Origin of the sequence: Pseudomonas sp. NPDC088322 (genome assembly GCF_044740745.1) — a bacterium.
GTDB classification, from domain to species: domain Bacteria; phylum Pseudomonadota; class Gammaproteobacteria; order Pseudomonadales; family Pseudomonadaceae; genus Aquipseudomonas; species Aquipseudomonas shirazensis.
Genome location: NZ_JBIURK010000001.1, coordinates 499,120 through 513,257, shown reverse-complemented (window position 1 = coordinate 513,257; position 14,138 = coordinate 499,120). Strand labels below are relative to the sequence as shown.

10 protein-coding genes are annotated in these 14,138 nt (G+C 62.4%); 5 read left to right on the top strand and 5 right to left on the bottom strand.

Annotated elements, in window-relative coordinates; translation table 11 throughout:
- Positions 1-51: 51 nt before the first annotated feature.
- Positions 52-651, bottom strand: coding sequence for an FMN-dependent NADH-azoreductase (locus ACIOAU_RS02440; RefSeq protein WP_101317585.1), 600 nt, complete (start codon positions 649-651; stop codon positions 52-54).
- 109 nt (positions 652-760) lie between these two features.
- Positions 761-1,075 carry a 3-phosphoglycerate kinase gene (locus tag ACIOAU_RS02435; RefSeq protein WP_101317583.1) on the bottom strand — a complete coding sequence of 105 codons (315 nt, stop codon included), beginning with the start codon at positions 1,073-1,075 and terminating at the stop codon, positions 761-763.
- A 48-nt stretch (positions 1,076-1,123) separates the two neighbouring features.
- Between ACIOAU_RS02435 and ACIOAU_RS02430 the strand changes: the two genes are divergently transcribed.
- The 4 genes from ACIOAU_RS02430 (at position 1,124) to ACIOAU_RS02415 (ending at position 5,319) form a co-directional block, all read left to right on the top strand.
- Positions 1,124-2,047, top strand: a complete 924-nt coding sequence (locus ACIOAU_RS02430) for a LysR family transcriptional regulator (RefSeq protein ID WP_103436513.1) — start codon at positions 1,124-1,126, stop codon at positions 2,045-2,047.
- Between the two features lie 13 nt (positions 2,048-2,060).
- The gene (locus ACIOAU_RS02425; protein WP_401179723.1) at positions 2,061-2,873 is read left to right on the top strand and encodes an alpha/beta fold hydrolase; all 813 of its coding nucleotides are present in this window, start codon (positions 2,061-2,063) and stop codon (positions 2,871-2,873) included.
- Complete coding sequence (locus ACIOAU_RS02420) at positions 2,867-3,424, top strand: peptidylprolyl isomerase (protein WP_101317577.1); 558 nt, start codon at positions 2,867-2,869, stop codon at positions 3,422-3,424. Before ACIOAU_RS02425 ends, ACIOAU_RS02420 begins: the two co-directional genes overlap by 7 nt.
- Positions 3,425-3,486: 62 nt before the next feature.
- Entirely contained in the window at positions 3,487-5,319 is a 1,833-nt protein-coding gene (locus ACIOAU_RS02415; protein WP_401180158.1) for an ABC transporter ATP-binding protein, read from the top strand.
- 51 nt (positions 5,320-5,370) lie between these two features.
- Here the strand turns inward: ACIOAU_RS02415 and ACIOAU_RS02410 are convergent, their stop codons facing one another.
- Positions 5,371-6,498 (bottom strand): GNAT family N-acetyltransferase, encoded by a 1,128-nt coding sequence (locus ACIOAU_RS02410; protein ID WP_150571511.1) that lies wholly within the window; start codon positions 6,496-6,498, stop codon positions 5,371-5,373.
- Between the two features lie 240 nt (positions 6,499-6,738).
- Between ACIOAU_RS02410 and ACIOAU_RS02405 the strand changes: the two genes are divergently transcribed.
- Positions 6,739-7,983 carry a putative porin gene (locus tag ACIOAU_RS02405; RefSeq protein ID WP_150571510.1) on the top strand — a complete coding sequence of 415 codons (1,245 nt, stop codon included), beginning with the start codon at positions 6,739-6,741 and terminating at the stop codon, positions 7,981-7,983.
- Positions 7,984-8,451: 468 nt separating this feature from the next.
- On the opposite strand, the gene ACIOAU_RS02400 is transcribed toward ACIOAU_RS02405, so the two are convergent.
- Both ACIOAU_RS02400 and hrpA read right to left on the bottom strand, forming a co-directional pair.
- Positions 8,452-9,573, bottom strand: coding sequence for a beta-ketoacyl-ACP synthase III (locus tag ACIOAU_RS02400; protein WP_101317571.1), 1,122 nt, complete (start codon positions 9,571-9,573; stop codon positions 8,452-8,454).
- A gap of 229 nt (positions 9,574-9,802) precedes the next feature.
- A complete protein-coding gene (hrpA, locus tag ACIOAU_RS02395; RefSeq protein WP_401179718.1) occupies positions 9,803-13,708 on the bottom strand; it encodes an ATP-dependent RNA helicase HrpA in 3,906 nt (1,301 codons plus the stop codon).
- Positions 13,709-14,138 lie beyond the last annotated feature (430 nt).

The window sequence follows — 14,138 nt, the reverse complement described above, 5'->3', positions numbered from 1 at the left end:
GCGCCACCCTGGGCAACAGATCTGCAGCGGGCAACATCAAGCCTCAGTGACTCACGCCAGCGCGGCCAGCCTGGCCTTGGCCTGGTTGACGCCCTTCTCGTGAAAATCACCACTCATGTTCAGCCCTTCGGCGTGGATGAACTCCACGTCGTGAATGCCGATGAAGGCCATGGCCTGACGCAGGTACGGTTCCTGATGATCGCTGCCGGCACCGGCATGAATGCCGCCACGGGCAGTCAGAACGATGGCGCGCTTGCCTTGCAGCAAGCCCTGCGGTCCGGTCGGGGTGTACTTGAAAGTGATACCTGCGCGCAGCACATGGTCCAGCCAGGCCTTGAGGGTGCTGGGAATGGTGAAGTTGTACATCGGCGCCGCCATCACCAGCACGTCGGCGGCGAGCAGTTCGTCAGTCAGCTGGTTGGAGCGCTCGAAAGCCTCCTGCTCAGGCATGGACCGTTGCTCCGCAGGCTTCATCCAGCCGCCGAGCAGGTCGGCGTCAAGGTGCGGCAGCGGGTTGGCGGCAACGTCGCGCAGATTGATCTGGTCGCCAGGATGCGCCGCTTGCCACTGCTGGATGAAGTCGCGGGTCAGCTGGCGCGACACGGAATCTTGCTGGCGGGCGCTGCTTTCGATGATCAATACGTGGGACATGCTGCCTCCATTGGCATAAACGGGGTGCGATTCAATGGAGGCGAGATTAGAGGTTGACCTATCGATAAAAAAGCGTAAAAAGTAGAGCCAATCTATCGATTTATCCGTTTTATTGCGGCTGACAGCTCAGCGCGATGCGCAGCTTGATGATCTGCCGGTTGAACTTCGCGGTCACGTCCACGCTTTTGTTTGCCGGCACCACGACGCGCCGCACGCGAGGCGCTTCCGGGCCGTTGCGAAAGCTGACCTTGCACGCCGCGGCCACTTCGCCGTAGTTGTTCACGGTAATGCTGCCGATGTCCTGATCAGTGTCATAGGCGGTGTAGTCGATCTTCACCCCGCTGATGTCCTTGGTCACATCGATCGGGTAAGCCATTGCGCTCAATGGCAGGCACAGCAAGACAGCCAGACAATATTTCTTCACAGGGCGCTCTCCTTGAAAGAGCGCAGCTTAGGACAACAGGAGCCGAAGATGAAAGCGCCGCGCGTAACCCTTGATCAGTGGCGAACCCTGCAGGCAGTGGTCGACCACGGCGGGTTTGCCCAGGCAGCCGACGCCCTGCACCGTTCGCAATCGTCGGTCAGCTACACCGTGGCGCGCATGCAGGAGCAACTCGGCGTGCCGCTGCTGCGCATCGACGGGCGCAAGGCCGTGCTGACCGAAGCCGGCAACGTGCTGCTGCGCCGCTCGCGGCACCTGGTCAAGCAGGCCAGTCAGCTGGAAGACCTGGCCCACCATATGGAACAAGGCTGGGAAGCCGAGGTGCGCCTGGTAGTCGATGCAGCGTACCCCAGCGCCCGCCTGGTGCGCGCACTGAGCGCGTTCATGCCGCAAAGCCGCGGCTGCCGCGTGCGCCTGCGCGAAGAGGTGTTGTCCGGGGTCGAAGAAGTGCTCCACGAAGGCATCGCCGACCTTGCCATCAGCAGCTTCAGCATCGGCGGTTACCTGGGCACCGAGCTGAGTTCGGTCGAGTTCATCGCCGTCGCCCACCCGGAACACAGCCTGCACCGACTGGGCCGCGAGATCACCTTCCAGGATCTGGAAAGCCAGTTGCAGGTGGTGATCCGCGACTCCGGCCGCGCTCAACCGAAAGATGTCGGCTGGCTCGGCGCCGAGCAGCGCTGGACAGTCGGTAGCCTGGGCACCGCCGCGACCTTTGTCGGCAGCGGTCTGGGCTTTGCCTGGCTGCCGCGGCACATGATCGAGCGCGAGCTGCGCGAGGGGCTGCTCAAGCCATTGCAACTGGATCAAGGTGGCAGTCGCCACCCACTGTTCTACCTTTACTCGAGCAAAGAGAAAGCCCTCGGCCCGGCCACGCAGATCCTAATCGATCTGCTGCGCAGCTTCGACACCGCGCCACTGGACGTGCCTTTCGCCGCCCCTCCACAAGCCTGAGAAACCCGCGCCCATGGCCTATTTCGAACATGAAGGCTGCACCCTGCACTACCAGCAATACGGTCAGGGCGAACCGCTGGTGCTGCTGCATGGCCTCGGTTCGAGCAGCCTCGACTGGGAGCTGCAGGTGCCGCTGCTGAGTCAGCACTACCGGGTGATCCTGCTCGACAGCCGCGGCCATGGCCGCTCGGACAAACCCACCGACGGCTACCAGATCGCAACCTTCAGCGAAGACCTGCTGGCCCTGCTCGAACACCTGCAGACCGGCCCGGTGCATCTGGTTGGCTTGTCGATGGGGGGCATGATCGGCTTTCAGTTCGCCGTCGATCACCCGCGCTGGTTGCGCAGCCTGTGTATCGTCAACAGCGCCCCCGAGGTCAAACGGCGCACCCGCAGCGATTGGCTCTGGTGGGCCAAGCGCTGGGCCCTGGCCCGCGCCCTGAGTGTCGAGACGGTGGGCAAGGGCCTGGCCGCGCGCCTGTTCCCCAAACCCGAGCAGGCTGATCTGCGGGAGAAGATGATCCAGCGCTGGGCGCGCAACGACAAGCGCGCCTACCTGAAGAGCTTCGACGCCATCGTCGACTGGGGCGTGGCGGAACGCATCGGCCAGATCCAGTGTCCGACACTGGTGATCGCCGCCGACCACGATTACACCCCGGTACAACTAAAACAGCGTTACGTCGAACGGATCCCGCACGCCAGGCTGGCGGTAATCGAAGATTCGCGGCACGCTACGCCGCTTGATCAAGCCGAGGTCTTCAACCAGACCCTGCTGCAGTTCCTCACTAGCGTTTCCACCTCTCAAGGATCTTTGAGCCCATGCTGAAAAAAATTCTGCTCGCTGCCTGTTCGGTTGCTTTTGCCACTAGCGTCCTGGCTTCGGACAAGACCCCGCACGTGCTGCTCGACACCAGCTTCGGTCCGGTCGAAATCGAGCTGAACGCCGAAAAAGCACCGATCAGCACCAAGAACTTCCTGCAGTACGTGGACAGCGGCTTCTACAACAACACCATCTTCCACCGGGTCATTCCGGGCTTCATGGTGCAGGGCGGTGGCTTCACCGAGCAGATGGTGCAGAAAGACACCAAAGACCCGATCAAGAACGAAGCCAGCAATGGCCTGCGCAACACCCGCGGCACTTTGTCGATGGCGCGCACGTCCAACCCTAACTCGGCCACCAGCCAGTTCTTCATCAACGTGAATGACAACGCCTTCCTCGACCCGGGCCGTGACGCTGGCTATGCAGTGTTCGGCAAGGTCACCAAGGGTATGGAAGTGGTCGATCAGATCGTCAATTCGCAGACCACCGTGAAAAAAGGCATGCGTGATGTCCCGGCTGACCCGGTGTTCATCAAGTCCGCCAAACGCATCGACTGACCGCTGGTTTCACAGGGACGTGATACTGCCTGCGGTCGGGTAGAACAGGAGTTGCAATGCCCATGCTGTACCGCCGTTTCGAAAAGCTCATCGATATCTTCCGTGATGCTCCGAGCGAGGCTCCACCAAGTACGGTGTGGGCCTTCTACCTGTACTACCTGCGTCAGGTCTGGCCGAGCTTCGTTGCCCTGCTGATCGTCGGCCTGGTCGCAGCGCTGATCGAGGTGGCGATGTTCGGCTACCTGAGCCGGATCATCGACCTCGCCCAGGGCACCCCGGACCCGAACTTCTTCAGCCTGCACGGCGCCGAGCTGCTGTGGATGCTGGTGGTGGTGCTGCTGATCAGGCCGCTGTTCTTCGGCCTGCATGACCTGCTGGTGCACCAGACCATCAGCCCGGGCATGACCAGCATGATCCGCTGGCAAAACCACAACTACGTGCTCAAGCAGAGCATGAACTTCTTCCAGAACGACTTCGCCGGGCGCATCGCCCAGCGCATCATGCAGACCGGCAACTCGCTGCGCGACTCGGCGGTGCAGGCGGTGGATGCGCTGTGGCACGTGCTGATCTACGCGATCAGTGCGCTGGTGCTGTTCGCCGAGGCCGACTGGCGCCTGATGGTACCGCTGCTGGTGTGGATCGCCTGCTACATCGGCGCACTTTGCTACTTCGTGCCACGGGTCAAGGCGCGAGCGGTGGTGTCTTCGGATGCGCGCTCCAAGCTGATGGGTCGGATCGTCGACGGCTACACCAACATCACTACCCTCAAGCTGTTTGCCCATACCGACTACGAGCAGCAGTATGCCCGTGAAGCGATCAGCGAGCAGACCGAGAAAACCCAGCTGGCCTCGCGCGTGATCACCAGCATGGATGTGGTCATCACCACGCTCAACGGTTTGCTGGTAGTCACCACCACCGGCCTGGCGCTGTGGCTGTGGAGCAACTCGCTGATTACCGTGGGTGCCATTGCCCTCGCGACCGGCCTGGCGATCCGCATCATCAACATGTCGGGCTGGATCATGTGGGTGGTCAACGGCATCTTCGAGAACATCGGCATGGTTCAGGACGGCCTGCAGACCATTGCCCAGCCGGTCACGGTCACCGATCAGGCGCAGGCACCAGCGCTTGAAGTGACGCGCGGCGCGGTGCGCTTCGACAACGTCGGCTTCAACTATGGCAAGGGTCGCAAGGTCATCGATGGCCTGAACCTGGATATTCGTCCGGGTGAGAAGATCGGTCTGATCGGCCCGTCCGGCGCCGGCAAGTCGACTCTGGTCAACCTGCTGCTGCGTCTGTACGACGTTGAAAGCGGGCGCATCCTGATCGACGGGCAGAACATCGCCGAGGTCAACCAGGCCAGCCTGCGCGCACAGATCGGCATGATCACCCAGGACACCTCCTTACTGCACCGCTCGATCCGCGACAACCTGCTGTACGGCAGGCCCGACGCGACCGACGAGGAAGTCTGGGCCGCTGTGCGCGGGGCCAGGGCCGATGACTTCATCGGCCAGTTGTCCGACTCGCAGGGCCGCACTGGCTTCGATGCGCATGTGGGCGAGCGCGGGGTCAAGCTCTCGGGTGGCCAGCGCCAGCGCATCGCGATTGCCCGAGTACTGCTGAAGAACGCGCCGATCCTGATCATGGACGAAGCCACCTCGGCACTCGACTCAGAGGTGGAAGCGGCTATTCAGGAGAGCCTGGAGACGCTGATGCAGGGCAAGACGGTGATCGCCATTGCCCACCGACTGTCGACCATCGCGCGCATGGATCGACTGGTCGTACTTGACCAGGGCCATGTGGTCGAGACCGGCACCCACGCCGAACTGCTTGCCCATCAGGGCTTGTATGCACGCTTGTGGCAACACCAGACGGGCGGCTTCGTCGGGGTCGACTGACAGCCTTGTCGCGCCGGGCCTGCACAGGCTCGGCGTACACCTTGCTGACCCTTACTCCTGACGATAAGGCAGCATGCCCCGCGCCTCTTCGGCGTAAGCTCTGACGCCCTCCCCCTCCTGCTGCAAAAACTCCGCGACCGCCTCCCGCAAGCCTGGATGCAGCAGGTAATGCCACGAGCGAGTGATGACTGGCTCGAAGCCGCGAATCAGCTTGTGCTCGCCCTGCGCGCCAGCATCAAAACGTTGCAGCCCTTCAGCGATAGCGAAGTCCATGCCCTGATAAAAACAGGTCTCGAAGTGCAGCCGGTCGAACTCATCCAGGCAGCCCCAGTACCGCCCGAACAGGCTGTCGCCGCCGACCAGGCTCAAGGCCATGGCCACATCGCGGCCGGCCTGACGCGCGATCACCACGCGGATGGCCTCGGGCATGCGCTCGGCCAGCAGGCTGAAGAACTCACGGGTCAGATACGGCGCCCGCCCGCGGATGGTGTAGGTGTTGGCGTAGCACAGGTAGACAAAGTCCCACTGCAGCTCACTTAGCTGATCACCGCGGTACCACTGGAAGTCGATACCGTGGCCAACCACCTGCTCACGCTCCTTGCGCATCTGCTTGCGCTTGCGCGAGCTGAGCGTGTCGAGAAAGTCCTGGAAATCTCGATAGCCGCGGTTGCGCCAGTGAAACTGACAACCGAGGCGCTCCAGCCATCCCGGCAAGCCGGCGATGGTCTGGTCCAGCGCGGTGTCGGTGAAGTTGATATGCGCGCCGGACAACCCGCCCTTGTTCAGGTATTCAGGCAACGCCTGCAACAACAGCAAGCCGTCGGCTGAATCCTGCATCAGCACGCGTGGGCCACTGACCGGGCTGAACGGCACCGCGCCGAGCAGCTTGGGGTAGTAGGCGATACCGGCCCGGGCACAGGCATCCGCCCAGCCGTGATCGAACACATACTCGCCAAACGAATGCCACTTGCGATAGGCCGGCAACAGCGCGCGCACCTCGCCGTCGCGCTCCAGCACCAAGTGCTCGGCGGCCCAGCCGGTGGCCCGTACCACACTGCCGCTGTCTTCCATGGCACTGAGAAAGGCATGCCGCAAAAACGGCTGGCCAGCGGGCACCAGTGCATCCCAGCTAGCGGCTGGCAGGTCGCGGATGTGGGCAAGGCTGTACAAGCTGATCACGATATAAGCGCTCGTCGAGGTGGCCGCCAGTATCCGGCAAGGATGGCGCCACTGACAAATCCAGGCGGACTGTTTAACCGCAGTGCCACTAAATAGACATTATTCTGTCATTGCCCCCCGCAATACTTGCGCCTGTTTTCGAAACCGCGGCGACCTGTCTATTCAGGCGCTTTGCGCAGAATTGCCAACTCGGGGGTGGGCGTCCAAGCCTCCCCATATTGCTCAACACGGGAGAACTTTATGCGTCTTGTTTCTACACTAACTGGAGTGAGCCTGACCGGTCTGATGCTGGCTCTGAGTACTCCAGCCAGTGCTGCAGTCGACGCCAAGCTGCTCGAGATGCTCCGCGCCAATGGTTCGATCAACCAGGCACAGTACAACGAGCTGCAGGCCGACCTGTCTCAGGAAACCAAGGAAAAAGCCACGCAGAAAGCCCAGGCCGAACGCATGAGCTCCTTCGAACAGAAAGTCGCCTGGGCGGCCAAGACCCAGGTCAAAGGTGATGTGCGCCTGCGTTACGAAGACGTCAATGTCGACGACCCGAACGCCTCCAGCGGCAACCAGGACCGTCAGCGCGTGCGTGCTCGCGTCGGCTTCTACAGCGAGATCAACCCACAGGTCGATGCAGGCGTGCGTATCGCCACCGGCAGCAGCGCCGACCGCCGTTCGACCAACCAGAGCCTGGATAACTACTTCGACAAGAAGTCGCTGTGGGTCGACCTGGCTTACCTCGACTGGCACCCGACTGCCCTGCCCGGCCTGCATTTGATCGGCGGTAAAATGGCTCAGCCATGGGTGAGCATGGGCGACATCATCTGGGACAGCGACATCAACCCCGAAGGCGTGGCGGCTACCTACAAGACCGACCTGGGCGGCGCCGAAGTGTTTGCCAGCGCCGGTCAGTACACCCTCAAGGACAACGTCGACGGCGACGGTGTGCAGTACAAGCATGATGCGCAGGTCTACCACGGCCAGTTGGGTGCACGCTTCGCTCCGGCAGACACGCTCAAGGTCACCGTTGGCGCCAGCATCTACGGTTACGATAACGACAAGGAAGCGACCATCCTGCGCTCGTTCGGCAACACCACCAACGAGTTCAACCTCGTTGAAGGCTTTGGCCAGATCGACCTGACCGGCCTCGCGCTGCCACTCTCGGCCTATGGTCAGTACGTGAAGAACACCGACAGCACCGATGGCGAAGATCAGGCCTGGTTGGCGGGTCTGAAGACCAAGCTGGGCGCCTGGAGCCTGGATTACAACTACCGCGACGTGCAACGCAACGCTGTGGTCAGCCTGTTCACCGACTCTGACTTCGGCAACGGCTACACCGGTTCGCGTGGGCACAAGTTCAAGGTCGGTTACGAAATCGACAAGAACTTCTCGGTGGGCGCTGCTTACCTGATGGCCAAGACCGACCTGTCGCAACTGCCGAACAGCAATGCCGATGTCGACACTCTGCAGGTGGATCTGGAAGCCAAGTTCTAACCGAGTAATCTGGGGCCGCTTTGCGGCCCTTTCCGACCGGTCCGGCGCCCCGGCAAGGCCGCTCCTACACCGCGGTCTCTTGTAGGAGCGGCCTTGTGTCGCGAAATGAGGGCGCAGCCCTCACCGGGGCCGCTACAGCCAAACACAATCCCAATGCGAATACCCACCAACTCTGCGCACGATCCCCGCGCGTATTGGTGAGCAAACATGAGCGTCCGGGCTCGGATATTCGGCCACGGCGTAAGCTGTGGGCGTGGGGACTTTCCATGTCCTGCTCCTTTTGTGGGGTTCGGATACGGTAGTCGCGGTGGCGCTGAGGGATGTGTGATCAGGTCGTCCGGATGGTACGCCAGTGAGGGCTGCGCCCTCATTTCGCGACACAAGGCCGCTCCTACAGAGGACCGCGCATGACTGGCTAGCGCGGTCTCTTGTGTCGCGAAAGGGCTGCAAAGCAGCCTCGCTGTTAGATCACAGCTTGCGCAGGATCACGCTGCCAATCGAATACCCCGCCCCAAACGAACTCAGCACACCCAACGCGCCCTTGGGCAGATCATCCTGATACAAATGCAGGGCAATCACCGAGCCCGCCGAGCTGGTATTGGCATACCGATCAAGAATCACCGGCGCATCCTCTTCAGCCACCTCGTGGCCGACCAGCTTCTTCACGATCAGATGGTTCATGCTCAGGTTGGCCTGATGCAGCCAGAACCTGCGCACGTCACTGGCCTGCAGATCGTTCTCGGCCAAATGCTGAGCAATCAGCTCGGCCACCATCGGGCACACTTCGCGGAACACCTTGCGACCTTCCTGCACGAACAGCTTGTCGGCAGCACCCTCACCGTCTTCGGCAGTGCGGTTGAGGAAGCCAAAGTTGTTGCGGATGTTGTTGGAGAACTGGGTCAGCAACTTGCTGCTGACGATCTCGAACTGATGCGCCGAGGTCGCCAGGTCGGCACGCTCGATCAGCACAGCCGTAGCGCCGTCACCAAAGATGAAATGGCTGTCGCGATCACGGAAGTTCAGGTGCGCGGTGCACACCTCAGGGTTCACCATCAGCACCGCCCGCGCCTGCCCGAGCTGCACGCTGTTGGCAGCGGTCTGGATGCCGAAAGTCGCCGAGGAGCAGGCCACGTTCATGTCGAAGGCAAAGCCCTGGATGCCCAACGCAGCTTGCACTTCGATGGCGATGGCCGGGTATGGCCGCTGCAGGTTGGAGCAGGCGACGATCACGCCATCGACATCGGCCGCAGTGCGGCCAGCGCGTTGCAATGCCATCAGCGCCGCGCTCACGGCCATCTCGCAGAGGATCGACTGTTCTTCGTTGCTGCGCTCAGGCAGCAGCGGCTTCATCCGCTGCGGGTCGAGGATGCCGGCCTTGTCCATGACGAAGCGGCTCTTGATGCCCGAAGCCTTTTCGATAAAGGCCGCATTGGATTCGGCCTGAGCCTCGACCTCGCCACGCTCGATGGCGTCGGCGTTGTCGGCATTGAATTGCTGCACCCAGGTGTTGAACGACTCCACCAGTTCTTCATTGGAAATGCTCTGGGCCGGAGTAAACAGGCCGGTGCCGCTGATCACGACGTTATGCACGATCGTTCCTCTGGTCGAAGGCCATCACGCTGGGGCGTTGGCCGAAATAGGGTTTGGCTAATGGCACCTTGGTACCAAGTTGAACCTGTAATTGTCTGCCTTGAAACGGCCGAAGGCTGTGCCTTCGAACGTTGCGCCTGGCCACACCTGCATCGGCGTATTGCTGCCCATGCCGGCCTGGCCAGGTCTCGCTGAAAACCTGCAGCGAGTTTGCCACAACTTCAGCAATTTAGCCTTCTACCTGGCTCCACTGCTTGCTCAGGCGCTTGTCCGAAACCGCAACCTTGGTCCCCAACTGCTGGGCGAATAACGACACCCGATACTCTTCCAGCAACCAGCGATACAGCACCAACTGCTCATCGCGCTTGCCTTCCTGGGCGTGCTTGTCGGCGCGGGCTTTGTACTGCGCCCAGAGGTTGGCCAGTTCGCCACTCCAGACCCGGTCCTTCTGCACCTGGCTGCCCAGCTTTTCCAGGCGCAGCTCGATCGCCTTCAGGTAACGCGGCAGCTCTTTGAGCCACTGCGCCGGTGTCTCTCGAATAAACCCTGGATAGACCAGGTTGGCCAACTGCTGCTTGATGTCGTTCAGCGACACCGCCTGACTCAGCTCGATCTTGCCCTTGAAGCGCTTTTGCAGGCCATGCCACAGCTTGAGGATCTCCAGGCTCAGGCGCGCCAGCCGCTCGGCATGCTCCGCCCAGCTGCCACGCTTGCGCTCGGCCAGCGACGCCAGTACGGCGCCATCGCGTGGCAACTGCGCCTCGCCGTCGAGGATGCAGCTGTCGAGGCTGGCCAGGAGAATATCCTCGACCAGTGCCTCGACCCGGCCCATGTCGCGGTACAGCAAGCCCAGCTCGGTCAGCCCCGGCAGCTTGCTGCGCAGGAACTTGGCCGGCTCTGCCAACTGCTGCAGGAGCAACCGCTGCAACGCCCGGCGGTGCTGGAACTCGGCCTCGGCTTGGGTCGAAAAACGCCCTTCACGGACCGCGCCCTTGTCCTCGACCAGCGCCGGATACACTGTCATCGACAACCCGGCGATCTTCTGCTGGGCGGTCTCGGCTACCGGGGTAAAGGCCTTGGCCTGTACCGGCTGGTCGGATTTTTCGGTACGTGGCATGGCCAACGCCGCCTGGCTGGCGGCAACAAAGCGTGCAGTCAGCTCGGCCAGATCACGGCCCTCGCCGAGGAACTTGCCCTCGCCGTCGACCACCTCGATGTTCATCCGCAGATGGCTCTCGACCAGCTCGACGGCTTCGGCCCAGGCTTCGTCCGAGACGCGCGCACCGGTCATGCGCAGCAACTCCTGGCCAAGGGCCTGAGGCAGGCTGCCCTGGCCAAAGGTCATGCGCGAAAGCGCCGCTTTGACGAAGTCCGGCACCGGCACGAAGTTCTTGCGCAGCGCCTTGGGCAGGCTGCGCACCAGGGCAATGCACTTGGCTTCGAGCAGGCCCGGCACCAGCCACTCCAGACGCTCGCCCGGCAGGCTCGGCAACAGCGGCGCCGGCACCCGCACGGTGACGCCGTCGCGCGGATGATTGGGCTCGAAGTGATAGCTCAGCGACAGGCTCAGATCACCGATCTTCAAGGTGTCCGGATACTGCGCGGCAGTGACTTCGCTAGCCTCGCGAGCGAGCACATCCTCTTCGCGCATGATCAGCAGGTTGGCGTCCTTCTGGCTGGTCATGCGGTACCAGGCATCGAAGGTCGCGGTCTGGTGAATCTCTGCCGGCAGGCGTGCTTCGTAGAAACCGTAGAGGGTTTCTTCGTCGGCCAGAATATCCCGGCGGCGGGCCTTGGCCTCGAGCTCGTCGAGCTGCTCGAGCAGGCGCTTGTTGGACGTCAGGCATTTGGCCCGCGACTGGATTTCGCCGCCAACCAGTCCTTCGCGGATAAACAGCTCACGCGAAACAACCGGATCGATCGGGCCGTAATGCACCGGGCGGCGACCGACCAGAATCAGCCCATAGAGGGTGATCTGCTCGAAGGCGACCACCTGGCCACGCTTCTTCTCCCAGTGCGGCTCGAAGTGGTTCTTCTTGATCAGGTGGCCGGCCAACGGCTCGATCCAGTCCGGTTCGATCTTGGCAACCATGCGCGCATACAGCTTGGTGGTTTCGACCAGCTCGGCGGCCATCACCCACTGCGGGCGCTTGCGACCGATGCCGGACGATGGATGAATCCAGAAGCGCCGCTGCCGCGCACCGAGGTAATCGCCCTCTTCGGTCTTCTGCCCGATCTGGCTGAGCAGGCCGCTGAGGATTGCCTTGTGCATGCGCTGATAATCGACCGGCTCTTTGTTCACGGTCAGTTGCAGGTCACGGCAGATCAACGCCAGCTGCCGATGAGCATCACGCCACTCGCGCAGGCGCAGGTAGTTGAGGAAGTTCTTGCGGCACCAGTTGCGCAGCGGGTTGGCGGTCAGGGCCAGGCGCTGCTCTTCGAAACCGCGCCACAAATTCACCAGCCCGGCGAAATCGGAGTCGACGTCCTTCCATTGCGCATGGGCCTGATCGGCCGCCTGCTGACGCTCGGGTGGACGTTCACGCGGGTCCTGCACCGACAGCGCACTGGTGACGATCAGTACTTCCTGCAGGCTGCCCAGGCGCGCGCCTTCAAGCAACATGCGCCCCAGCCGTGGGTCGATCGGCAGGCGTGCCAGCTGCCGCCCGAGCGGGGTCAGCTGGTTCTCGCGGTTGACCGCCGACAGCTCTTGCAAGAGGTTGAAGCCGTCGCTGATGGCCTTGCCATCCGGTGGTTCGATGAACGGGAAGGCATCGATATCGCCCAGGCGCAGGTGCAACATCTGCAGGATCACTGCGGCGAGGTTGGTACGCAGGATCTCCGGGTCGGTAAACGCCGGCCGGCCATTGAAGTCATCTTCGCTGTACAAGCGAATGCAGATGCCCGGCTCGACCCGGCCGCAGCGGCCCTTGCGCTGGTTGGCACTGGCCTGCGACACCGCCTCGATCGGCAGGCGCTGGACCTTGGCCCGGTAGCTGTAGCGGCTGATGCGCGCGGTGCCGCTGTCGATCACGTAGCGGATGCCCGGCACGGTCAGCGAGGTCTCGGCGACGTTGGTCGCCAGCACCACGCGACGGCCCGGGTGCGACTGGAAGATCTTCTGCTGCTCAGCCGGCGACAGCCGCGCATACAGCGGCAGGATTTCGGTGTGGCGCAATTGCGCCTTGCGCAGCATTTCGGCGGCGTCGCGGATCTCCCGCTCGCCCGGCAGAAACACCAGTACGTCGCCCGGCCCCTTGCCGGCACTGCGCTCGTGCGCAGCGATCTCGTCGAGGGTGGCCAGAATCGCCTGATCAACGCTGAGGTCTTCTTCGACCTGGTTGCCTTCCTCGTCATGCTCGCTGGTCAGCGGCCGGTACCAGGTGTCGACCGGATAAGTCCGACCAGACACCTCGATGATCGGCGCATCGTCGAAATGCTTGGAGAAGCGCTCCAGGTCGATGGTCGCCGAGGTGATGATCAGCTTCAGCTCGGGCCGACGGTGCAGCAAGGTCTTCAGGTAGCCGAGCAGGAAGTCGATGTTCAGGCTGCGTTCGTGGGCTTCGTCGACGATGATCGTGTCGTAGCGCTCAAGAAAGCGGTCATGCTGGGTTTCAGCCAGCAAGATGCCGTCGGTCATCAGCTTGACCAAGGTGTTGGCATCGCTCTGATCTTCAAAGCGCACCTGATAGCCAACCAATGCCCCCAGCGGCGTGCCGAGCTCTTCGGCCACCCGCGCGGCCACGCTGCGCGCAGCGATCCGCCGCGGCTGAGTGTGGGCGATCTGGCCGTGGCTGCCGCGGCCCAGTTCCAGGCAGATTTTCGGCAGCTGGGTGGTTTTGCCAGAGCCGGTTTCGCCGGCGATGATCAGCACCTGGTGTTCGCTCAGGGCTTTTTTGATCTCGTCACGCTTGGCCGCAATCGGCAGGCTGTCGTCGTAGCGGATACTCGGCACACTCGCCTGGCGCGCGCTGACTTTGTCGAACGAGGCTTGCACCTTGTCTGCCCACAAGGCCAGCTTGGCCTCGTCCGGGCGCTTGCGCAGCTCGTGCAGTTGCCGGCGCAGACGATGACGGTCGGCGATCATGGCGTGGTCGAGATTGTTCAGCAGCTGGTCGATGGCGTTATCAGTCATGGGGCTTTTTAATGATGCAGGTGAGCCTGCTGGTACATGATTGGCATTCGAAGAGGGGCGATTGTCGCAGATTTGCCGAATCTTTGCTTTCAGCGCCGGGCGCGGGTTGCGTGAACTTCAGCGAGCATGGCTGGCGCGAATGTTTAGCCAGCAGCTAACTTAAGGTAGCCATTCGCTGATTTAATCAACCTTACAGCCCATGGGAGTATCAACCCATGAGCGTCCCCACCCGCACCGCACGCCCGCCGTCCCGCCCTTCGCTGCCGAAGGCCCGGGCCTGTGTCGGCGAAAATCCACTGGTGCACATCATCCTCGCCTTCTGGGCCCTGTGGCACTGCCGCCACGCTCGCCCGCCCGATCTTTCGCCCGCATTGCACTGACCAGACCCGGCGTCTCTGCGCCGGTTTACCCAGTCCGGCCTGGCGCCCAT